Below are 21,485 nucleotides of genomic sequence, written 5' to 3' on the forward strand. Positions count from 1 at the left end.
AGCAACCGCACCTTTCAACCAAATTTCGGCGAGCCCTACGGGTTGTTAGCCGGGCGGCGCGCACAGGATGCGCTCGATTGCGTCGCGAAACGCGCCGGGCCGCTCGGCCGGTATCAGGTGCCCGCAGCGTTCGATCGCGTCGAAGCCGGCGCAGCGCGCGAGCGCCCAGTCCGGCACATGCCAGCCCGTGCGCGAGCGTTCGCCCGCGACGAGCCAGACCGGATGACGCTCGAACACCCGCGCGAGCGCCTCCAGGTAGCCCGGAACGCCCGTCGTCGCGACCACCGAGCGGCCCATCGCGCGCAGCGTCGACGCCGGCTGGTGCGCGAGCCAGCGGCGTGCGTCGTCGAGCATGCGTGGCGACGGATCGTCGATCGCGCCACGCAGCCAGTCGAGCGGTTCGGCGCGCAGGCCGTCGAGCATCGCGTCGGCTTCGCCGGGCGTCATGCGGCCGACCGACGCCGACCAGAACGCATCGTCGAGCGTGAAATTGCCTTCGACGTTGACGATGCGCCGCACGCGCTCGGGGTGCGCATGCGCGAACAGCATCGCGATCGCGCCGCCGACCGAATGGCCGACGACATCGACCGGCTGCGCGCCGAAATGCGCGTCGACGGTCTGCCGGACATGCTCGACCTGCGCGGCGAGCGTGATCGAGTCGAACGGCGTCGCACGGTGTGCGCCATAGCCGAGCAGGTCGGAGGCGAGATGCGGGCCGTTCCATCCGCGCACGTCGAACGTGCCGATGAAACCGTGGATGAAGACGACGGGGGCGGGCTGGGTCATTGGGCGGGCGCGGAAGGAAGGGGCGGCAACTCGAGCTCGGCGAGCAGTTCGTCGAGTTCGAGCACGTGCGTGCGGTCGTGATCGAGCAGTTCGCGTACGAGTTCGTCGAGCGACATGCGGCGGATGCCGTCGCGCAATCCGCAGCGCGCGAGTTGCGCGGGTTCCAGCACGGCGGCCGTTGCACACAGCGCGGCGCGGCCCGAGCGGAATGCCGCGGCTGCACGGTCGAGCGGCTGCGCGAGATAGTCGCGCTGCGCGGCGAGTTCGGTGCCGTCGACCGACGCGATCACGGGCAGTTCGACCGTGCGCACGGCGTCGATGCGTTCGGCGAACACCGCGTCGAGGTCGCGCAAGTGGCACGCATGCTCGACCAGCGAGAAGCCGGTGCCGGCCGGGCGACGCGTGCATAGCGCGGCCGGCACGTGCGCGGCATACGCGGCGAGCCGGTCGGGCATGCGGGCCAGCTCGGCGACGACGTCGGCGAACGGCAGCCGTTGCGGATACGCGCTGAACACCGCGCCATAGCTGAACAGCGTGCCGCCGAGCCGCCCGCGCGCCTGCACGACGTCGTGGCCGTGGCGGCGCATGACCTCCGCGACCATCGCGCCGCAGAACTGGCGGGCTGTCGTGTCGGCTTCGATTTCGGGGAAGTTGCGCGCGATCTCGTGCTGGATCGCGCCGATCGCGGCGACGCCGACGCGCGACAGCGCCGCGAATTCCGGATAGCGCTCGGGCTGTGCGATCAGCGCTTCGAGTTGGGTGCCGAGCGCGGTGGTGCGGAAACGGTCGAAACGGGAATGCATGACGAAGGGACCCTGTCGAGTAACGTGTCAAAACGATACGTTACTCGACAGGGTCACGTCAACCGGGCGGTGCGACCCGCCCGGGCGCCGCGCCGGCTTCGCTCCCGCCCGCCGCTCAGGATTTCTGCCGGGCGTCGATTTCCGCGCGCAGTTGCGCTTCCTGCTCCTGCAGTTCGGGCGTGAATTCCGCGCCGAAATCCTCGGGCGAAAACACCTGGCGGATCTCGATGTCCGATTCGCCCGGCATCGGGTTCGGGCAGCGCTTCACCCATTCGACGGCTTCGTCCATCGATTTCACTTCCCACAGCCAATATCCGGCGATGAGTTCCTTGGTTTCGGCAAACGGGCCGTCGATCACCGCCCGGTCCTTGCCGGCGAAGTGCACGCGTTTGCCGCGCGAACTCGGATGCAGCCCTTCGCCGGCGAGCATCACGCCGGCCTTCACGAGTTCCTCGTTGTACTGGCCCATCGCGGCCAGCAGTTCGGTGTCGGGCATCTTGCCGGCTTCGGAATCGGCGGTTGCCTTGACGATGACCATGACGCGCATTGTTGTTTCTCCTGGATCGGAAAAGGTGGAGTGGATGTCGGCCGTGCGGGAATACCGACCGGTGCTTGCGATGGTACGACGGACGACGCGCGGCGAAATCGACATCGGCACGAAAAAAACGCCGTTGCGCGGGCGGCGGGCGCGCTGGCCGACCGCCCCGCCAAAACTGGTATGCTGATCCTCACCACGTCTACGCGGAGGGTGCCATGGCTGCTAAAGAAGTTTCGAAGAAGAAATACCTGAAAATCCTGAACAAACGCTTGCGTGCCGAACCGGCTGCCCCGGACGGCGCGTCGTTCGTGTTTTTCCCGCTGGGCGCAAAGGCGAAGCACGCGACGGGTGTCGTGTCCTCCGACGCGCGCAGCAAGCGCGAGCTGGCGGTGATGGCCGCGGTCCAGCGCAAGGCGGCCGAAGAGTTCGTCGTCACCGGCGCCTGACCGGCATCCGTCATACCACCGCTTGCGTCGCCGCCTGCGTTCCCTACGCGGCGGCGGCTTCGCAATGCGCGATCGCGCTGGCCAGCACGCGCGGGCAATGGGGGCGGGACGGCACCGCCGCGCGATCGCCGCGACGCATCAACGGCCACACGAACCGGTGCCTCGATGCAGTCTAGCCGCGTCGAACCGGACGTGAAGCCTGTCGATTCGCGCAACGGCCGGGAACGGCGTTGAACGCCATCCCGGCCTGAGCCTGAAAGAAAACCACCATCCGGTCCGCGGATCAGGACGCCTTGTCCGCTGCCGCCGCCGGATACCGGCCGCTGCCAGCGGCTCCGTCGCCCGCCGCCAGTTGTTCCAGCGCGAGGCCCTTCGTCTCGATCCCGAGCGTCCACACGGCGATCGCGGCCACGATGAACGACAGCGCGCCGAGCGTGAACACGCCGCCCTGGCCGAACACCGGCAGCACGACGCCGACCACGTAAGGCCCGATCAGCGAGCCGACGCGCCCGATCGCCGACGCGAAGCCCGAGCCCGTCGCGCGCGCGCCAGTGCCGTACAGCTCGGGCGTGTACGTGTACAGCGCGGCCCACATCCCGAACAGGAAGAACTGCATCGCGAGGCCCGTGCCGATCAGCAGCGCCATGCTGCCGCCGTACAGCGCGCTCTGGCCGTATGCATAGGCCATCACGCCGCCGCCGATCAGCGATGCGATGCAGGTCGGCTTGCGCCCCCAGCGCTCGACGAGCCACGCGGCGCACAGGAAGCCCGGCACGCCGCCGAGCGAGATCAGCACCGTATAGAACACCGACTTCGTGACCTCGAAGCCGGCCTGCTGCAGCAGCGCACCGAGCCACGACGTGAGGCCGTAGAAGCCGAGCAGCGCGAAGAACCACAGCAGCCACACCATCACCGTGCGGCGGCGGTACACGCCGCTCCAGATTTCGCGCAGCGCGCCTTGGCCGCGTGCGGCCACCGGTTCGGCGAGTCGCGACGGCGGCGGCAGCGTCGTGACGCCGGTCGAGCGCATCACCTTCGCCTCGATCGTGTGCATCACCGAGTCGGCTTCCGCGAGCCGGCCCGCATGCTCGAGCCAGCGCGGCGATTCGGGCACGATGCGGCGCACGACGAGCACGAACACCGCGGGAATCGCGAGCAGCGCGAACACCGTGCGCCAGCCGAACTGCGGCAGCACGAAGTACGCGACGATGCCGGCCGTGATGAAGCCGAGCGGCCAGAAGCCGTCCATCAGCGCGATCAGGCGGCCGCGTTTCTCGGTCGGCACGAATTCGGACAGCAGCGTCTGCGCGACCGGGAATTCCATGCCCATCCCGATCCCGAGCAGCACGCGATAGACGATCAGCGCGTCGACGCTCTGCGCGGTCGAGCACAGGTACGACGCGGCGCCCCACAGCACCATGCTCCACTGGAACACGGGCCGGCGGCCGAAGCGGTCGGCGAGCAGGCCGGCGACGGCCGCGCCGAGCACCATCCCGAAGAAGCTTGCGCTCGCAACGAGGCCGGCGGCCGCGGTCGACAAACCGAACTCCTTGCGGATCGAGCCGAGCACGAACGTCATCGTGCCGAGGTCGACCGAGTCGAAGAAGAATGCGATCGCGATGATGAAGAAGATCCGCTTGTGATAGCCGGAGAACGGCAGGCGTTCGAGCCGGGCGGCGGCGGAGGCGGGAGCGGTGGCGGCGGGCATGGCGTCCTCTGAAATGAAAAGGGGCCTTGCAGCGCATGCTCCAGGGCCCCGATGCTTCGGTATTCAGTAGACGCGACCACAAAGTGCCGTATCAGAGGAAAAGCGCCGCCTGCTTGCCCAAATGCGTCATCGGCGGGCGGCGCGCGATGCGTCAGTTCTTCAGCTTGTATCCGGTGCGGAACATCCACGCGACGATCGCGAGCAGGATCACGAGGAACAGCCCCGTTGCGGCGAGGCTGATCCACACGTGCACGTCGGCGAGCCCGTAGAACGACCAGCGGAAGCCGCTGACCAGGTACACGATCGGGTTGAACAGCGTGATGATGCGCCACGCGGGCGGCAGCATGTCGACCGAATAGAAGCTGCCGCCGAGGAACGTGAGCGGCGTGATGATCAGGAGCGGCACGAGCTGCAGCTTCTCGAAGCTGTCGGCCCAGATGCCGATCACGAAGCCGAACAGGCTGAACGTGACCGCCGTCAGCACGAGGAACAGCACCATCCAGAACGGATGCAGGATATGCAGCGGCACGAACAGGCCGGCCGTCGCGAGAATGATGACGCCGAGCAGGATCGACTTCGACGCGGCCGCGCCCACATAGGCGATCACGATTTCCCAGTACGACACGGGCGCGGACAGGATCTCGTAGATCGTGCCCGTGAAGCGCGGGAAGTAGATGCCGAACGACGCGTTCGAGATGCTCTGCGACAGCAGCGACAGCATCACGAGGCCCGGCACGATGAACGACCCGTAGCCGATGCCGTTCACGTCGCTGATGCGCGAGCCGATCGCGGAGCCGAACACGACGAAATACAGCGACGTCGAGATCACCGGCGCGATGATGCTCTGCATCAGCGTGCGGCGCGTGCGGGCCATTTCTGCGCGGTAGATCGCGCGGATTCCTTGCAGGTTCATGTGCGTCAGGCTCCTTGTACGCCGTTGCGGCGGTTGTCGATCAGGCTGACGAAAATATCCTCGAGCGAGCTCTGCGTCGTGTGCAGGTCGCGGAAGCCGATGCCGGCCGAGCCGAGCGCGTTGATCAGCGTCGCGATGCTCGCGTCGTCGCGCTGCGAGTCGTAGGTGTAGACGAGCGCGGCGCCGTCGTCCGCGCGTTCGAGCCCGAACGGCGCGAGCGCGGGCGGCACGTCCGCGAGCGGCTGCTCGAGCTGTACGGTCAGCTGCTTCTTGCCGAGCTTGCGCATCAGTTCGCGCTTTTCCTCGACGAGCACGAGCTCGCCGCCGAGGATGATGCCGATCCGGTCGGCCATTTCCTCGGCTTCCTCGATGTAGTGCGTGGTCAGCAGGATCGTCACGCCGCTTTCGCGCAGCGAATCGACGAGCTTCCACATGTCGCGACGCAGCTCGACGTCGACGCCGGCCGTCGGCTCGTCGAGGAACAGGATGCGCGGCTCGTGCGACAGCGCCTTCGCGATCATCACGCGGCGCTTCATCCCGCCCGACAGCGTCATCAGCTTGTTGTCGCGCTTGTCCCACAGCGACAGCGCCTTCAGCGTCTTCTCGATATGCGCGGGATCGGGCGCCTTGCCGAACAGGCCGCGGCTGAACGACACGGTCGCCCAGACGGTTTCGAACGCGTCGGTGGTCAGCTCCTGCGGCACGAGGCCGATCATTTCGCGGGCCGCACGGTATTGATCGCGGATGTCGTGGCCGCCGACCGTCACGCGGCCTGAGGTCGGCGTGACGATGCCGCAGATCGAGCCGATCAGCGTCGTCTTGCCCGCGCCGTTCGGGCCGAGCAGCGCGAAGATCTCGCCGGGGCGGATGTCGAGGGTCACGTGCTTCAGCGCCTGGAAGCCGGACGCGTAAGTCTTGGAGAGGTCGGAGACGGAAAGGATCGGTTGCATGCTCACGGATGGCACGGCCGGCCGGCGCGACGGTGTGTGCCGCGCGTACCCGGTGTCGCCGCCGCTGCGAAGCGGCCGGGATCGGGGACGGCATGGCGAACGGGCGTCATGTCGAACGGCGTTGTGATGCGGGATCGCGGGACCGCCATATTAGCAATCGGTAGATGGAAATGCATTCTGGTGGAAAGAGGGTGCGTGACCGGAGCCGGATTTGCTTGAAATGGTTGGGTGTTACTCGATAGATCGGCCATTTATTTGAATTGAACGAACAATAGGTGTCGTTTTCGGCAAATCGGGCGACGATCGGGTTTTCTCGCTGCCACGCGGCGGCCGGCCCGCCGACTGTGCTGCCCGAACGCCTTTACGCCGTACCGGGACGGCATGCCTGGCGCTCGCGATAATGCGTTCCTTTCACGGTTCACGGAGCGGCGCGAATGTCTTTGATCGATTTCAAATCCGTTGCGGCCGCGCAGGCCGTCGCGTGGAAATCCACGATCGTCGGCGAGGTCGGGCCGGCCAGGATCAAGGTGTTGCGCATGGATGCGCAGCCTTACGAAGCGGAGGTGCACGACTACAACGAGGGACTGCTGGTGCTCGACGGCCAGTTGATGCTCGAAGTCGGCACGGAAACGGTCGTGGTCGAGGCCGGGCAGATGTATCTCGCGCTCGCCGGCACGCGCCACGCGGTGCTGCCCGGCAGCCATGGCACGCTCGCGATCATCGACGTTTAAGGCTTTTGCGGCCGCGTCGGCTCGCCCGCCCGCCGCGGGAAGCGGCCTGCCGCGCAAGGCCGTCGCGCGGGTCATCTATTTGTCTGAGCAAATAAATTGAAGGCCGTTTGAAAAACTGTCAAACACCGTGAAAACACTAGGATCGCGTGGTTCCGTTCGTTTGGAACTCTGCATCCATTTACTTGTTTGAATGGTCCGATCATAGTCTCGACAAACGACGCATCACGATAACGAATCAAGCGTACGTACGGAGACCAATTCATGCGACGCGTATCCGCGGGGCCAGTCGGACTGCCTTTTCCCGGTTTTTCGCTGAATGCAGGCGCGACGCAGGTCGCCCGCCTGCGTTGTCGCATCGCCGTGTAGCGGCGAACCACTTTCCGTTTCGATCGTTCCGACGGCGCCGTGCCGCATGACGGCGCCGCGGGAGAGCGTTTGTCTGCCGCCGCGGCTTTCGTCGCATTTGCATGAGCTGCGGGGCGGTTGCATGGCGAACACCATCATGCGCCGCGCGTTCGTGCGGCGGCGCGATACCAACCGGCGGGCCATGCAGCCCGTCCGGACGAGACTTGTCGTACCCGAAAAGGAGGGGTTGATGATTTGCATTCCTGAATGGCGGAAGGCGATCCTGTCGTGCGCGGTACTGGCGATGCCGTTCATCGCCGGCTGCGGCGGCGGCGACGATCCGGGGCCGATCAACGTGCCGCAGTGCTCCGGCAGCGCATGCGGGCCGAGCGGCCCGATCAAGCAGCCGCCCGTCGTGACGAAGCTGTGTCCGGATTCGCTCGATTACACGACGACCTACACGGGCGGCGCCGGCAGCGGCGAATACGTGAAGGTGAAATTCGACACGACGAAGCTCACCTACCAGATGCAGTTCATCGAATCGTCGGTGCCGACGTCGGCAGGGCAAGTCAACAACACGCGCGCGGGCCTGACGATCAGCGGCGCGTTCCATCATCCGACCAATCTTCCCACCGCCGAGCAGAACCGCTGCGCGTTCGTGCTCGACAGCGGCGCGACCAGCGACGGCGCGTATTCGGTGACGATCAAGCGTACCGATCCGCCGATGCTGTTCGTCGGCAATGGCGTGGTTGGCGGCGGGATTCCGGGGGCGACGATCGCGTTCGCGGGCCTCGAGCCGATTCCGGGTCTCGTCCTTGGCGTGGTGCCGTCGCGCACGTTCGATTTCTATCCGTTCATCGGCTTTATCGAAACGGAAACCGACTTCACGAAGGTCGCGGGCAACTACAACGAGGTCGGCATTCACCTGTCGCCGGTCGGCACCAACTATCAGGCCATGCTGGGGCCCGTCGGCTGGCAGCCTGACGTGATCAACTGGAACCAGACGTTCAACGCGGATGGATCGTGCACGATCACGCCGGGCAGCGACTACTCGTGCCAGACCACTGGATCGCCATGGGCGTTGCGCAAAAACGCCGACGGATCGGCCGATAACGTCTTCGTGAGCAATGCGATGGCAAACCAGGTCGGCACGGTCGTCTATCCGTTCGCAGGGCAGGGATCGGCCATCGTGATCGTGGCCCCCAGCCAGGCGAAGGGCATCATGATCGTCGGCAAGCTGAATGGCGTGCTGGTGCCGGTCGTGATTCGTGTCGGCTACACGCATATCGATACCAGCAACGTCCTTGCATCGGTCGCCGATGCCGAAGTCGGCATCTCGATGCTCTCGTCGACCAAGACGATCGCGGCGAATTCGCTGAAAGGCGGGTACATCGGTGCAACCAGCGCGTCGGCATGCGGCATCGTGACGTCCAACGGACCGACGGGCGCTTTCGCGACAGGCGGTCCGAGTTTCAACATCAATATCGCGCATCCGGACTTGCCCGGTACCTTCAACGGCAATGCCTTCCTGCCGGAAGCGGGCACCTGCAACGACGGCACCGCTGTCTCGACGATCTCGGCGAACTACACGTCCACGCTGTTCCAGGGCAATACCGCGGCGTTCATCGATCCGCAGACGTCGTCGGTGACCTCGCAGTTCGCGCTCGACTACGCGCAGGCCACGCCCGGCAAGATCAAGGTCACGGCCACGCAGGACTTCAACGCGAAAGGCGCAAGCGGCAACGTCGCGATCTTCAAGAAGGGCGACACGGGCTGGATCGTGACGGCCGGCAACGTCTACGCAATGGTCGTCAACAACAGCCAGGTCAACCCGTTCTTCACGGTCGGCGCGTTCGTCCAGTAACCCTGCATTGAACACGTAACACCGGCGGCGCATGCGTCGCCGCCGGCGAATCGAATTTCAAGAGGATTCCTATGAATTTGAAACAATGGATGGCCGCGGCGTCGATCGCGCCCGTGCTGGCCGCGTGCGGCGGAGACGGCGACCCGCCGCCCGCGCCGGTGGTCCGGCTGTGCCCGCAGACGATTGACTACAGCACGGTGTTCATCGGTGGGTCGGGGTCGGGCGAGCTCGTGAAAGTGCAGCTCGACACGACGAAGATGACGTACCGGATGACCTACCTCGCGTCGCCGGTGCCGACTACCGCGGGCACCGTGCAGCCGACGCGCGACACGGCGCCGGCCAACGTCGTCGACGGTACGCTGGCCGACGAAACGGGCCTGCCGACCGTGAAGCTGAACCAGTGCACGTTCCGGATGCAGAACGCGAGCCTCGACCCGAGCCGTCCGGCACGGCTGTTCCTCGGCGAGGGCGTGCTGGGCGGCGCGATTCCCGGCGCGACGATCCAGTTCGATGGCGTGATCGGCGTCGGCAAGATCCCGAAGACGACGTTCCCGTACTACCCGTTCATCAGCTTCTCGTCGCTGGAAACCGATCTCACGAAGATCGCCGGGACCTACAACCAGCTCGGTTATCACCAGGTGCCGTCGCAGAACTTCCAGCCGGTGGCGCTCGACCAGAAGGTGACGATCAACGCGGACGGCAGCTACGTCGAGACCGACAACTTCGGCAAGAAGAACGGCGGGCAGCCGCTTGCGTCGAGCGCGACCGTGAACCAGCCGTTCACGCTGCGCCCGGATGCGCCGGCATTCCAGTCGCTCAACTACCAGCCGCAGATTCCGCCGACGCTCGCCGCACTCGATCCGGCGAAGGCCGGCAAGGGGATCCTGATCGTCGGCAAGCTGCGCAACCAGCTCGTGCCGGTCTTCATCCGCACCGGCGCCGCGAACGCCGACCTTACGCAGGGCCCGCCGAGCGCGGACGACGAATCGGGCATCTCGTTCCTGGGCCCGCAGACGGCGATCGCGCCGGGCTCGCAGAACGGCGAGTACACGGGTGTCGACAGCGCGTTCAACTACCGCGCGACCGCGCTCATCGGCGCGCAGGCGACGCTGCTCGATCCGTTCAACGCGTCGCAGGCCGCGCTCACGCGCGCACTGAACCTCGACTTCACGCAGAAGGTGCCGGGCGTCGTCACGACCGTGCATGCGGATGCGGCGTCGGGCCCGGCGACCGGCAAGTTCGTGTTCACCGGCGGCGTGTTCGGGTTCCTCGACATGGCCGATACGAGCAATCCGTATTTCACGGTCGGCGCGTTCGTGCAGTAACCACACCCGGATGGAGACACGGCGGCGTCGCGCGCGGTTGCGCGGCGCCCGGACATAATGAGGGGAGACTTCATGAAGAAGCTGATTGTCGCGGGTGTCGTCGCAGGCATGTCGACGCTCGCATCGGCCCAGCAGGCGGGCGACAACGTCGCGACGCTGGGCTGGCTGCACATCATGCCGCAGGATTCGACCAACGGGCTGACGACGAATCTCGCGAGCATGCCGATCAACGGGCCGCTGCGCCTGCCCGGGTCGTTCACGTCGCCGGGCACGAGCCTGACGGTCAACAACGCCGATACAGTCGGCCTCACGCTCACGCACTTCTTTACCGACCACATCGCGGTGACGTCGGTGCTCGGCGTGCCGCCCGAGTTCACGCTGACCGGCCACGGCGTGATCCGGCCACCGGGCCCGGCCGGCTCGCTCGGCTCGGTCGACATGGACAAGACGTCGAACCAGCCGGCCGTGAAGAACGCGCGGCAGTGGAGCCCGACGATCATTCTGCAGTACTACTTCAATGCGCCGACGGCGAAGTTCCGCCCGTTCGTGGGGATCGGCGTGGCCTATAGCTGGTTCAGCAACATCGAGCTGAACGGCAACTTCGCGAAGGACATCAACGAGAACCTCGGCAGCGTGCTCGCGGCCGGCGCCGGCAAGCCGGGGCCGACGTCGGTGGAGGGCAAGGCGTCTTCGTCGTTCACGCCGGTCTACAACGTCGGCGCGAGCTATGCGATCGACAAGCACTGGGGGCTGACCGCGACGCTGACGTACATGCCGTTGAAGACCTACTCGTCGCTGGTGATCAAGGCGGCCGACGGTTCGACGCTCGCGACCACGCGCACGCGGCTGAAGGCCGATCCGCTGATCACGTTCGTCGGGATTTCCTACAAGTTCTGAGCCGTCCGGCGCGCATGACGCGTGCCGGCGGCTTCCTGCGACCGACGGGCCGGACCAATCCGGCCGGGAAGTCGCGTTCCTGGCGGCGTGCCGCCATTTGTGAAGAGAGGGGGCAGTTCAAATGAGCATTCGCAAAATCGTATCGCTTGTTGCTGCAGTGGCTTTCACCGCGGTTTCGGCCGCGCCTGCTTTCGCAGTCACCGTTTCGCGTGCCGACGGGCAGCCGATGAACCCGAACGGCGAACCGTTCTCCGTATCGGGGCTCACGAACCTCAGCAAGGGATCGATTACCGCATCCTGCAACGCGACGTTCAACGGCACGATCACGTCGACCGGCATCGTCAACATCACGTCGACGCAGTTTGCCGGCGGCGCCACCTGCGGCCTGATCAGCGGCACGGCGAGCAGCACGTCGCCGTGGACGGGCCAGGCAGACAGCACGACGCAGTTGTCGATCAACAACGTGCATGTGAATGTCGCGCTGCTCGGCGCGTGCGGCCCGAGCAAGGTGGTAACGGTATGGAACGATCCGAACTCGTCGCTGACGTTCAATAGCGCTGCATTGACGCCGAATTGCACGGTGTCCGGCACGGTCCTGACGTCGCCGAAGTTCCACGTGCAGTAAGCGTCGCGGATCGAAGCGGGGCGCCCGCCGCGTGCGAGGGCCGTGAGGCATGCGCGGCGGGTGTCCGCAGCTTCGATGCGTTCGTGTCGTCGCGCGTATCGGCGCGACGGCCGATTGGCCGCCCGTGTCGCGATCCGATGCGGGCGGACATACAGGGCTGGCGCGGCGTACCGCGCCACCCGATTCGACTGAAACAACATCATTCCGATTGGCCAGAACTATCCCGGACGACCCATGCTTACTGACCCAGCAGAGTATGGCGATGCCCGCGGCGCGACGCCTGACCGGCTGCGCACGGCCGCGTGGTTGCAGTACCTGATCGAACAGCTCGACGCTGCCGCATGTGTGGCGACGGCGGGCGACGCCGGCGACACGACAGTCGGCGCGTCACACGCGATACGCATGCGGGCAGGTGTGAGCCTGTCGCGCGACGCAGCGGCCGTTCTTCACCGGCTTGTACCGTGGATCGCAACGGATGGCGGCAGCTGCGCATGCGACCCGACCGATCCACTCGGCGCGTGCTCGCATGTGCCTTCCGCGCAGCAACTCACCGAAGCCGAACGTTGTTGCCCCGGTTCGAGCGCTGTGTTCGACGCGGCGTACGGCGTGATCGATGCGTGCACATTCGACGATCCCGATGTCGGCTGGGTCGCGCTCGCGCGGATTGCAGGCGGTGTCGAATGCAACGACGACGACGCTGGCGAATGCACCGCAGATGAAACAGACGGGCAGGGCGAGCCGCCCCTTGCGAAGAACCTGAGAGAAAAGCTGGCCGTCATCGCGGCGACGAGTGCGGAAACATCGGCCCGGCCCGGCGTCATCATCGATGCGATCGTGCTGCGCGCGTGCGGCCCGCGCGACGACGCATCACGCATCGACGAGATGGCGGCGCTCGCGATGTTCTCGGCCACGCTTGCCGCCGGCAACGGGATGTCCGTTGCCGCGTATGGCAGTCAGCACAACCTCGTTGCGCGGGCAATCCGCACGCATCGCGCCGATCTTGCGTCGGTGGACGGGCTGCTTGCCGCGCTGTCCGTGTGCCGGCTCGACCGACTCGTCGGCGCGGGCAGCTTCTGGGCGTACTACCTGCTGGCGGGTATCGCGATCGCGGCGCCGGAGGCAGTGCGGGAAATCGGCCGCCGTTTTCATGGCGACACATGGCAGGCGTGGCTCGATCACGTGCTCGCGTGGCCGGCGGTCAGCCGCTTCGGGCCGAAGGAGGATGCCGCGTTCGAACGCCTGCGCGACGCAATGAGCCTGACGTCGCGATGGAACCCGATCGTCCGCGCAAAGCGGATGCGGACGCGGGCCGTGGTGACGGCCCGGTTCGGCGAAGACGCGGGGAAGGCCGGCTGACCCACCGCCGTCGGCGAAACGACCCGACCCGACACGACACGCGCGCAAGCACCCGTGCGCGCTGAAATACGGCCCCCCATTCGCACGCGCGAGTGGGGCGCCAAGCGGCGGCGCCCTCAAGCCGTCATGCCGTCGGCGTCTCCCGCCGACCGCGCGCCACGCCAACCCGACTGACAGCGCGGCATCGACAGATCCGGGCCGCATCGACCGGACGCAGTATGATGCCGCAGTCGATGCCGGCGATCGATCGATTCGGAGTACCCGACCGCCCGCGCCGCCGAAGATTCGCCAAGCTTGTTGAAAGCCGGACGCGAGACGCAGCTGCGTGAGAGCGCTGCTGCCGAACCCGCGTCCGGATCACCTTCATTGAAACGGTCAGCCAGATGTCAAAGCAAAACAAGAAAATCCTTCTCCTGAGCGTCAGCGCCGGCGCCGGTCATACCCGCGCGGCCGAAGCGATCCGCGCATTTGCCGACAGCCATCCCGCCGGCATCGAAGCCACCCACCTGGATGTGATGGATTTCGTGTCCACCGGCTTCCGCAAGCTGTACACCGATCTCTACATCAAGCTCGTCAGCAGCCAGCCGGCGCTGTGGGGCTACCTGTACCAGAAGACCGACGAGGTCGATCCCGCCGCGCCGTCGCAGAAAATCCGGCGCGCGATCGAGCGGCTCAATTGCCGGCAGTTGCTCGCGGAGATCGAACGGCAGCGCCCGGACGCGATCATCTGCACGCACTTCCTGCCGGCCGAACTGCTGTCGCGCGAGATCCGCAAGGGGCGCGTCGACACGCCGGTGTGGGTGCAGGTCACCGATTTCGACCTGCACAGCATGTGGGTCGTGCCGAACATGCGCGGTTACTTCGCGGCCAACGACGAGATCGCGTGGCGCATGCATGCGCGCGGCATGGCGCCTGAAACGGTGCACGTCAGCGGCATCCCGATCATGCCGGCGTTCGGCCAGCCGCTCGATCGCGCGGCCTGCGCGGCCGAGTTCGGCCTCGATCCCGCGCGACCGACGTTCCTGATGATGTCCGGCGGTGCGGGCCTCGGCGGGCTCGACGTGCTGGCGACACGTCTGCTGGAGATGGACGCCGATTTCCAGTTGATCGCGCTGGCCGGCAAGAACCAGGCGATGCTCGCGTCGCTGCAGACGCTTGCCGCGAAGCATCCGGACCGGCTCTTTCCGCAGGGCTTCACGCAGCAGGTCGAACGCCTGATGGCCTGCGCCGACCTCGTCATCACGAAGCCGGGCGGCCTGACGACGTCCGAATGTCTCGCGATGCAGTTGCCGATGATCGTCAACTCGCCGATTCCGGGCCAGGAAGAGCGCAATGCGGATTTCCTGCTCGAACAGGGCGTCGCGCTGAAGGCCATCGACGACGATGCGCTCGTCTACCGGATCCGCGCGCTGCTGCAGACGCCGGAGCGCCTGGCCGACATGCGTCGCCGCCTGGCTCCGCTCGGACGGCCGCTGGCCGGGCGCTTCGTGCTCGATCGCGTGCTGGGCCTGGAGCCTGCCGCATGAGCGTCGCGCGTTTTATGCCGACGCGCCATACGTTGTTCGTCGTCGCGTGGGTCGTGTTGCTCGCGTTCTTGTTCGCGAACGTCGAGATCCAGATCGAGGGCAGCGCGGGCTGGGCCGCCAGCCTGCCGACCTGGCGCATCGAGCATCACTGGCTGCTCGACATCTTCTGGGGCGGGCGCCCGATGACCGGATACCACGCGTGGGTGTTCCCGTTCGTCGCGCTGTTCTTCCATCTGCCGCCCGTGTTCAACGGGCGCTGGTCGTGGCGCATCGAAGCCCGCATCGTCGCGTGCATCATGGTGTTCTGGCTGACCGAGGATTTTCTGTGGTTCGTGCTGAATCCGGCCTATGGTCTTGCCCGCTTCAATCCGGCCAACGTGCCGTGGCATATTCACTGGCTGGGTGTGGCGCCGACCGACTACTGGACCATGAGCGCCGCCGCGATCGTCCTGTTCATCCTGTCGCGCGAACGCAAGCGCGCATTCCACTGAACACTGAACCAACATGAAAATTGCCTTCATTGCCGCGCTCGCCGTCACGCTCGCCGGGCTCGTGCAGCCTGTATGCGCGGACCCGGCTTCCGGCGTTGCGGCCCGCCCGATCGCGGCCCGCCCGATCCAATGGGCGCAAAGCATCGTCGACGCGCACGTGAACAACCTGCATCGCATCACGCCGACGTTGTACCGCAGCGCGCAGCTCTCGCGCGAAGACGTGCCGGAATTGCAGAAGCTCGGCATCCGCAAGGTCATCAGCTTCCGCGCGTTTCACGCGGACGACAGCATCCTGGCCGGCACGCAGATCAAGATGCAGCGCATCCGGATCAACACGTGGTACATCCGCGACGAAGACATGGTTACCGCGCTGAAGGCGCTGCGGACCGCCGACCAGGACGGCCCGGTGCTGATCCATTGCCAGCACGGCGCCGATCGCACCGGGCTCGTGTCGGCGCTGTACCGGATGGTGTACCAGGGCTGGACGCGCGAGCAGGCGCTCGACGAACTGCAGCACGGCGGCTATGGGTTCCATCCGATCTGGCAGAACATCACGAATTACCTGAAGCACGTCGACGTCGAGCGTTTGCGGCAAGAGGTCAACAACGGTTGAGCCGGAAAGGAAAAACGCCGCCGACGGTGATCGTCGGCGGCGTTTTTCGTGGGCGTGCGGACAGTGTGCCCGCCGTCGTCAGACCATCTCCGGCTGTCGCACGGCCTTCGCAACATCCCGCGCCAGCGCACCGTTAGCGACGAAGTACGGCACATCGACACGCGCGAGCGGTTGCCTGCCACGAATCTTGTCGGCGATCTTCTCGGCGATCATGATCGTCGGCGCGTTCAGGTTGCCGGTCGTGATGATCGGCATGATCGACGCATCGACGACGCGCAAGCCTTCCAGCCCGTGCACGCGCCCTTGTTCGTCAACCACCGCCATGTCGTCGTACCCCATCTTGCACGAGCACGACGGATGGAACGCGGTCTCCGCGCGGGCCCGCACGAACGCATCGAGCTCGTTGTCGCTCTTGCAGTCGGCGCCCGGGTTCAGCTCGCGGCCGCGATAGCGGTCGAGCGCGGGCTGCCGCATGATCTCGCGCGTCGCGCGGATCGCATCGCGGAACTCGCGCCAGTCGAGCGCTTCGGCCATGTAGTTGAACAGGATGCTCGGATGCTGGTTCGGATCGCGCGAGCGCAGCTTCACGCGGCCGCGGCTCGGCGAGCGCATCGAGCCGACGTGCGCCTGGAAGCCGTGCATCTCGATCGCGTTCGAGCCGTTGTAGTTGATCGCCACCGGCAGGAAGTGATACTGGATGTTCGGCCAGGGATCGTCGTCGCGCGTGCGGATGAAGCCGCCCGCCTCGAAGTGGTTGCTCGCGCCGAGGCCGGTGCCGTTCAGCATCCATTCGAGGCCGATCTTCGGCTGGTTCCACCACTTGAGCGCCGGGTACAGCGACACGGGTTCCTTGCACTCGTACTGGATGTACATCTCCAGGTGATCCTGCAGGTTCTGGCCGACACCGGGCAGGTCGAGCACGACGGGAATGTCGAGTTCCTTCAGCCACGCGCCGGGGCCGACGCCCGAGCGCTGCAGCAGTTGCGGCGATGCGATCGCGCCGCTGCACACGAGCACTTCGCGGCGCGCATGCGCGGTCGCGCGCTCGCTGCCGCGCAGGTACGTGACGCCCGATGCGCGCTTGCCGTCGAACAGGATGCGGTCGGCGAGCGCGTGCGTGACGATCTCGAGGTTCGGCCGCGCACGCGCCTGGTCGAGATAGCCGCGCGCGGTGCTCGCGCGGCGGCCGCGCGGCGTGACGGTGCGGTCCATCGGGCCGAAGCCTTCCTGCTGATAACCGTTCAGGTCGTCGGTGCGCGGATAACCGGCCTGCACGCCCGCGTCGACCATCGCCTCGAACAGCGGGTTCACGCCCGGCTTGCTGGTCGTGACCGACACGGGGCCGCTGCCGCCGTGGTAGTCGTTCGGGCCGACGTCGCGCGTCTCGGCTTTCTTGAAGTACGGCAGGCAGTCGAGATATGTCCAGTTATCGAGGCCCTTGTGCGTCGACCAGTTGTCGTAGTCGAGCGCGTTGCCGCGGATGTAGCACATCCCGTTGATCAGCGACGAGCCGCCGAGCCCCTTGCCGCGGCCGCATTCCATCCGGCGGTTGTCCATGTGCGGCTCGGGGTCGGTCTCGTACGCCCAGTTGTAGCGGCGGCCCTGCAGCGGATAGGCGAGGGCGGCCGGCATCTGCGTGCGGAAGTCGAAGCGGTAGTCGGGGCCGCCCGCTTCGAGCAGCAGCACCGTGACGTCCGGATCTTCCGTCAGGCGCGTTGCGAGCACGTTGCCCGCGGAACCTGCGCCGCAGATGATGTAGTCGTATTCGCGTGTCGTCATGACGGGTTCTCCTCCTTCAAGAATCAAAACACCGGGTTGTAGCGGCCGAGCTCGACCTGCACCGACTTGATCCGAGTGTAGTGCTCGAGCGTCGTGATGCCGTTCTCGCGTCCGACACCGGATTGCTTGTATCCGCCAACCGGCATTTCGGCCGGCGATTCGCCCCACGTGTTGATCCAGCAGATGCCGGCTTCGAGGCGATGGATCGTGCGGTGCGCGCGCGACAGGTTCTCGGTCACGACGCCGGCCGCGAGGCCGTAGTGCGTGTCGTTCGCGCGGGCGATTACTTCGTCCTCCGATTCGAAATCGAGGATGCTCATCACCGGCCCGAAGATTTCCTCGCGGACGATCTTCATGTCGTCGCGGCAATCGCCGAACACGGTCGGCGCGACGTACTGGCCGTTCGCGAAGTGGCCGTCGGTGAGTCGCGTGCCGCCGGCGAGCAGCTTCGCGCCTTCGGCCTTGCCGCTGTCGATGAAGCCGAGCACCTTGTCGAGCTGCGCGGCCGACACGAGCGGGCCGAAGTTGGTGTCGGCATCGGTCGGCTTGCCGACGCGGATGCGCTTCACGCGTTCGAGCACGCGCTGCGTGAACGCGTCCTTGATCGAGCGGTGCACGAACACGCGCGTGCCGTTCGTGCAGACCTGGCCCGAGCTGAAGAAGTTGGCGGTCACCGCGATGTCGGCCGCGCGGTCGAGGTCCGCATCGTCGAACACGATCAGCGGCGACTTGCCGCCGAGTTCCATCGTCACTTCCTTCAGCGACGATGCGCCGGCCAGCGACATCACCTTCTTGCCCGTCTCGACGCCGCCCGTGAACGACACCTTCGCGATGTCCGGGTGGCCGGTGAGCAGCGCGCCGACCGAGCCGTCGCCCTGCACGACGTTGAACACGCCGGCCGGCACGCCGGCTTCCGTATAGATTTCCGCGAGCTTCAGCGCGGTCAGCGGCGTGACTTCGCTCGGCTTGAACACCATCGCGTTGCCGGCGGCGAGCGCGGGCGCCGTCTTCCAGCAGGCGATCTGGATCGGGTAGTTCCATGCGCCGATGCCTGCGCACACGCCGAGCGGTTCGCGGCGCGTGTAGACGAACGAATCGGCGCGCAGCGGCACCTGCAGCCCTTCGATCGCGGTCGCGAGGCCCGCGTAGTACTCGATCACGTCCGCGCCGGTGACGATGTCGACCGCGAGCGTTTCGCCGATCGGCTTGCCCGTGTCGCGCGTTTCGAGCGCCGCGAGCTCGTCGTTGCGCTCGCGCAGCAGGTCGACCGCGCGGCGCAGGATGCGCGAGCGCTGCATTGCGGTCATCGCGGCCCATTCGCGCTGGCCTTCCTGTGCGGACGCGACCGCGCGGTCGACGTCGGCCGCGCTCGCCTGCTGCACCTGTGCGAGCAGCTCGCCGGTGGCGGGATCGAAGGTGTCGAAAGTCTTGCCGCTCGTGGCGTCGACGTAACCGCCGCCGATGTAGAGGCGCTGCAAACCGAATACGGACATGAGGATCTCCTTGAGGGCGACTGCGTAGCGTCAGTCGGACGCGAGCAGCAGGTCGATGTAATCGTGGGCGAGCTTCAATGCCGCCCGGGTGTCGATCGGGCCGCCGGCGAGCGCGCCGCGCAGCCACAGGCCGTCGATCAGCGCGGCGAGGCCGCTGGCGGCTTCGCGCGCCTTCGCGAGCGGCAATGCCTTCGCGAATTCGGCGCACAGGTTCGAATGGAGGCGCCGCGTGTTGACGTGCTGCAGGCGCTTGAGCATCGGGTCGTGCATGCTCTGCGACCAGAACGCGAGCCACGTCTTCATCACGGGCGCGCTGACCTGCGTGTCGTCGAAGTTCGCGGCGACGATCGCGCGCAGCCGCGAACGCGGATCCTTGCGTGCCGCCACGCGGCGGCGCGTGGTGGCCGACCACAGGTCGCGCAGCACGTGCCGCATCGTCGCTTCGAGCAGGCCGTCCTTGTCGCCGAAGTAATGGCTGACGATGCCCGTCGAGATCTTCGCGCGTTGCGCGACCGATGCGAGCGTCGTGCCGGGCAGGCCCGCTTCGTCGATCGAACGCAGCGTGGCGTCGATCAACTGGGCGCGGCGAATCTCCCGCATTCCGACTTTCGGCATCGCGACTCCCTTCGCCCGGACGGGCCATCCATGGAAGTCGAGAGCTTAGCGGTTTTTTATTGATCGTTCAATCAACAAAAAATCGGGGTCTGACGGTGTGAAGCATGTCGCAACAGACGGATCGACCGAGTTTGCCGCGATGTGCAGGTGCGGAAAAACGAATTGAAAGAAGGTTAATTAAGCTGGAGTTTGTTTAAAACGGTTTTTGAAAAGATGGTGCAATGCGGTGGAAAATTTACGAGCACGTTTCTATTACGAAACGAAAGAGTGTGGAGGTATGTAATATCCTCCGCAATGTGAAATGGAGAGTGCCGATGGAGAAGATCGGTAAATTCCGAAAAACCGTTTAAATCAGGCGATTTAAATCGTATAGGTCATTGAATATAAATTGAAAAATGTGATTTCACCAAGCTTGTTGGTGCCGCTCGCAAACGATTGCGATCGTCTTCGTGGCGATTCCGCATACCATATAAATTGATAAAAAAATTTGAATCAGGCGCATTTCCCAACCGAGTAGAGGACATCGTTGGAATGACTTGAGTAAGTAATATTGTCCGTATTAGTATGGCGCCGCACTACGAGGAATGAATGGGCGCCGCCGGCATTTGCCGCGGTGCGTCGGCAATGGGCGCGGCGACGGACCGTGCACGGGGCCGGCGCGAGCCATTGCGCACTTGCAGCATGCCGCGACGTCGAGACGCCGCATCCACCGGAGAACGACGATGCCGACCGAAAAACACGTGGTCCCGCTGCCGAATGGTCTGAAGGTCTACGTCGAACGGAACGTGTTCGACCCGGCGTTCGACACGGCGATGCTCGTCAACGGCGCGCTCGCGACGACCGCGTCGTTCGGGCAGACCGTCCAGTATCTCGGCGAGCGGATGAATACGATCTGCTTCGACCTGCCGTACGCGGGGCAGTCGCGCCAGCACAACCCGGGTTGCTTCATCCTGACCAAGGACGACGAAGCCGCGATCCTTCAGCATCTGGTCGAGCGCTTCGCGCCGGCGTTCCTGGTGTCGGTGTCGTGGGGCGGCGTCGCATCGCTGTTCGCGCTCGCGCGCGGCTGCCCGAGCGTGCGGCGTGCGGCGATCTGCTCGTTCTCGCCGTTCCTGAACGACGCGATGGTCGACTACGTGACGCGCGCACGCGACCACATCGCGGCCGGCGAGAACCTGAAGGCCGCGCAGTTGCTGAACGACACCGTCGGCCGCTACCTGCCGCGCATCATGAAGCTGTACAACTACCGGTATCTCACGCGCCTGCCGCGAGACGAGCAGGACCAGGTCGCGTTCCACGTCGACCAGATCCTGTCGCTGCAGCCCGAGCGCTACTTCAGCGAATTCTCGAACATCGGCTGCGAACTGCTGTTCCTGAACGGCGAGCGCGACGAATACACGACGCCGGCCGACGTCCGCCAGCTCGGCGCGCACGTGCCGCGCGCGCGATTCGCGACGGTGCCGGACGCCGGCCATTTCCTCGACATCGAAGGCCGCGCGCAGCGCGAATACACGCGGGCGGCGCTGCTCGATTTCTTCTGCGACGGGTCGCCGGCTGCGGCCGGCATGGCGCGCGCCGCCGCGCATGCGTGCGCGCCCGCGCCGATGCACGCGCTGTCGTCGTGACGCCGCACGTCTTGGCGCGGGCCCGGCCCGCGCATCCGAATTCCCATCCCAACGAG

21 protein-coding genes are annotated in these 21,485 nt (G+C 66.0%); 12 read left to right on the forward strand and 9 right to left on the reverse strand.

Annotated elements, in window-relative coordinates; translation table 11 throughout:
- Positions 1-45: 45 nt before the first annotated feature.
- The 3 genes from ABD05_RS23820 to ABD05_RS23830 form a co-directional block, all read right to left on the reverse strand.
- On the reverse strand, positions 46-786 hold the full coding sequence (locus tag ABD05_RS23820; RefSeq protein ID WP_047902498.1) for an alpha/beta fold hydrolase: 741 nt from the start codon (positions 784-786) through the stop codon (positions 46-48).
- Complete coding sequence (locus ABD05_RS23825) at positions 783-1,589, reverse strand: DinB family protein (RefSeq protein ID WP_047902499.1); 807 nt, start codon at positions 1,587-1,589, stop codon at positions 783-785. Before ABD05_RS23825 ends, ABD05_RS23820 begins: the two co-directional genes overlap by 4 nt.
- A gap of 115 nt (positions 1,590-1,704) precedes the next feature.
- Positions 1,705-2,136, reverse strand: a complete 432-nt coding sequence (locus ABD05_RS23830; RefSeq protein ID WP_047902500.1) for a YciI family protein — start codon at positions 2,134-2,136, stop codon at positions 1,705-1,707.
- Between ABD05_RS23830 and ABD05_RS37875 the strand changes: the two genes are divergently transcribed.
- Together ABD05_RS37875 and ABD05_RS23835 are read left to right on the forward strand one after the other, a co-directional pair.
- Positions 2,126-2,314: a hypothetical protein gene (locus ABD05_RS37875; RefSeq protein WP_148669132.1), complete on the forward strand. Its 189-nt coding sequence runs from the start codon at positions 2,126-2,128 to the stop codon at positions 2,312-2,314. The genes ABD05_RS23830 and ABD05_RS37875 overlap by 11 nt on opposite strands.
- Positions 2,315-2,342: 28 nt before the next feature.
- Positions 2,343-2,573: a hypothetical protein gene (locus tag ABD05_RS23835; protein ID WP_047902501.1), complete on the forward strand. Its 231-nt coding sequence runs from the start codon at positions 2,343-2,345 to the stop codon at positions 2,571-2,573.
- A gap of 283 nt (positions 2,574-2,856) precedes the next feature.
- Here ABD05_RS23835 and ABD05_RS23840 read toward each other — a convergent pair whose 3' ends face one another.
- The 3 genes from ABD05_RS23840 to ABD05_RS23850 all read right to left on the reverse strand — a co-directional run bounded on the left by ABD05_RS23840 (position 2,857) and on the right by ABD05_RS23850 (position 6,144).
- A complete protein-coding gene (locus ABD05_RS23840) occupies positions 2,857-4,281 on the reverse strand; it encodes an MFS transporter (RefSeq protein WP_047902502.1) in 1,425 nt (474 codons plus the stop codon).
- A gap of 151 nt (positions 4,282-4,432) precedes the next feature.
- On the reverse strand, positions 4,433-5,194 hold the full coding sequence (locus tag ABD05_RS23845; protein ID WP_047902503.1) for an ABC transporter permease: 762 nt from the start codon (positions 5,192-5,194) through the stop codon (positions 4,433-4,435).
- Positions 5,195-5,199: 5 nt separating this feature from the next.
- Positions 5,200-6,144: an ABC transporter ATP-binding protein gene (locus ABD05_RS23850; protein WP_047902504.1), complete on the reverse strand. Its 945-nt coding sequence runs from the start codon at positions 6,142-6,144 to the stop codon at positions 5,200-5,202.
- A gap of 434 nt (positions 6,145-6,578) precedes the next feature.
- On the opposite strand from ABD05_RS23850, the gene ABD05_RS23855 reads away from it, so the two are divergent.
- From ABD05_RS23855 to ABD05_RS23895, 9 genes are all read left to right on the forward strand, one after another.
- Complete coding sequence (locus ABD05_RS23855) at positions 6,579-6,875, forward strand: cupin domain-containing protein (protein WP_047902505.1); 297 nt, start codon at positions 6,579-6,581, stop codon at positions 6,873-6,875.
- Between the two features lie 595 nt (positions 6,876-7,470).
- Positions 7,471-9,084 carry a DUF2957 domain-containing protein gene (locus ABD05_RS23860; RefSeq protein ID WP_047903762.1) on the forward strand — a complete coding sequence of 538 codons (1,614 nt, stop codon included), beginning with the start codon at positions 7,471-7,473 and terminating at the stop codon, positions 9,082-9,084.
- A gap of 71 nt (positions 9,085-9,155) precedes the next feature.
- Positions 9,156-10,409 carry a DUF2957 domain-containing protein gene (locus tag ABD05_RS23865; RefSeq protein WP_047902506.1) on the forward strand — a complete coding sequence of 418 codons (1,254 nt, stop codon included), beginning with the start codon at positions 9,156-9,158 and terminating at the stop codon, positions 10,407-10,409.
- A 72-nt stretch (positions 10,410-10,481) separates the two neighbouring features.
- On the forward strand, positions 10,482-11,306 hold the full coding sequence (locus tag ABD05_RS23870; RefSeq protein WP_047902507.1) for an OmpW/AlkL family protein: 825 nt from the start codon (positions 10,482-10,484) through the stop codon (positions 11,304-11,306).
- 121 nt (positions 11,307-11,427) lie between these two features.
- Positions 11,428-11,931, forward strand: a complete 504-nt coding sequence (locus ABD05_RS23875; protein ID WP_047902508.1) for a hypothetical protein — start codon at positions 11,428-11,430, stop codon at positions 11,929-11,931.
- A 234-nt stretch (positions 11,932-12,165) separates the two neighbouring features.
- Positions 12,166-13,287, forward strand: coding sequence for a hypothetical protein (locus ABD05_RS23880; protein ID WP_047902509.1), 1,122 nt, complete (start codon positions 12,166-12,168; stop codon positions 13,285-13,287).
- 383 nt (positions 13,288-13,670) lie between these two features.
- On the forward strand, positions 13,671-14,813 hold the full coding sequence (locus ABD05_RS23885) for an MGDG synthase family glycosyltransferase (protein WP_047902510.1): 1,143 nt from the start codon (positions 13,671-13,673) through the stop codon (positions 14,811-14,813).
- A complete protein-coding gene (locus ABD05_RS23890; protein ID WP_047902511.1) occupies positions 14,810-15,304 on the forward strand; it encodes a hypothetical protein in 495 nt (164 codons plus the stop codon). Before ABD05_RS23885 ends, ABD05_RS23890 begins: the two co-directional genes overlap by 4 nt.
- Before the next feature lie 13 nt (positions 15,305-15,317).
- On the forward strand, positions 15,318-15,917 hold the full coding sequence (locus tag ABD05_RS23895) for a dual specificity protein phosphatase family protein (protein ID WP_047902512.1): 600 nt from the start codon (positions 15,318-15,320) through the stop codon (positions 15,915-15,917).
- Positions 15,918-15,995: 78 nt separating this feature from the next.
- Here the strand turns inward: ABD05_RS23895 and betA are convergent, their stop codons facing one another.
- The 3 genes from betA to betI are packed head-to-tail and all read right to left on the reverse strand — an operon-like array spanning position 15,996 to position 19,804.
- The gene (gene betA, locus ABD05_RS23900) at positions 15,996-17,696 is read right to left on the reverse strand and encodes a choline dehydrogenase (RefSeq protein WP_047902513.1); all 1,701 of its coding nucleotides are present in this window, start codon (positions 17,694-17,696) and stop codon (positions 15,996-15,998) included.
- Between the two features lie 23 nt (positions 17,697-17,719).
- Positions 17,720-19,189 carry a betaine-aldehyde dehydrogenase gene (betB, locus tag ABD05_RS23905; protein WP_047902514.1) on the reverse strand — a complete coding sequence of 490 codons (1,470 nt, stop codon included), beginning with the start codon at positions 19,187-19,189 and terminating at the stop codon, positions 17,720-17,722.
- A 30-nt stretch (positions 19,190-19,219) separates the two neighbouring features.
- Positions 19,220-19,804, reverse strand: coding sequence for a transcriptional regulator BetI (gene betI / locus ABD05_RS23910; RefSeq protein WP_047902515.1), 585 nt, complete (start codon positions 19,802-19,804; stop codon positions 19,220-19,222).
- A gap of 722 nt (positions 19,805-20,526) precedes the next feature.
- Here betI and ABD05_RS23915 point away from each other — a divergent pair.
- Positions 20,527-21,429, forward strand: coding sequence for an alpha/beta fold hydrolase (locus tag ABD05_RS23915; RefSeq protein ID WP_047902516.1), 903 nt, complete (start codon positions 20,527-20,529; stop codon positions 21,427-21,429).
- Positions 21,430-21,485: the final 56 nt, after the last annotated feature.

It is taken from the genome of Burkholderia pyrrocinia (assembly GCF_001028665.1).
Classification (GTDB): Bacteria; Pseudomonadota; Gammaproteobacteria; order Burkholderiales; family Burkholderiaceae; genus Burkholderia; species Burkholderia pyrrocinia.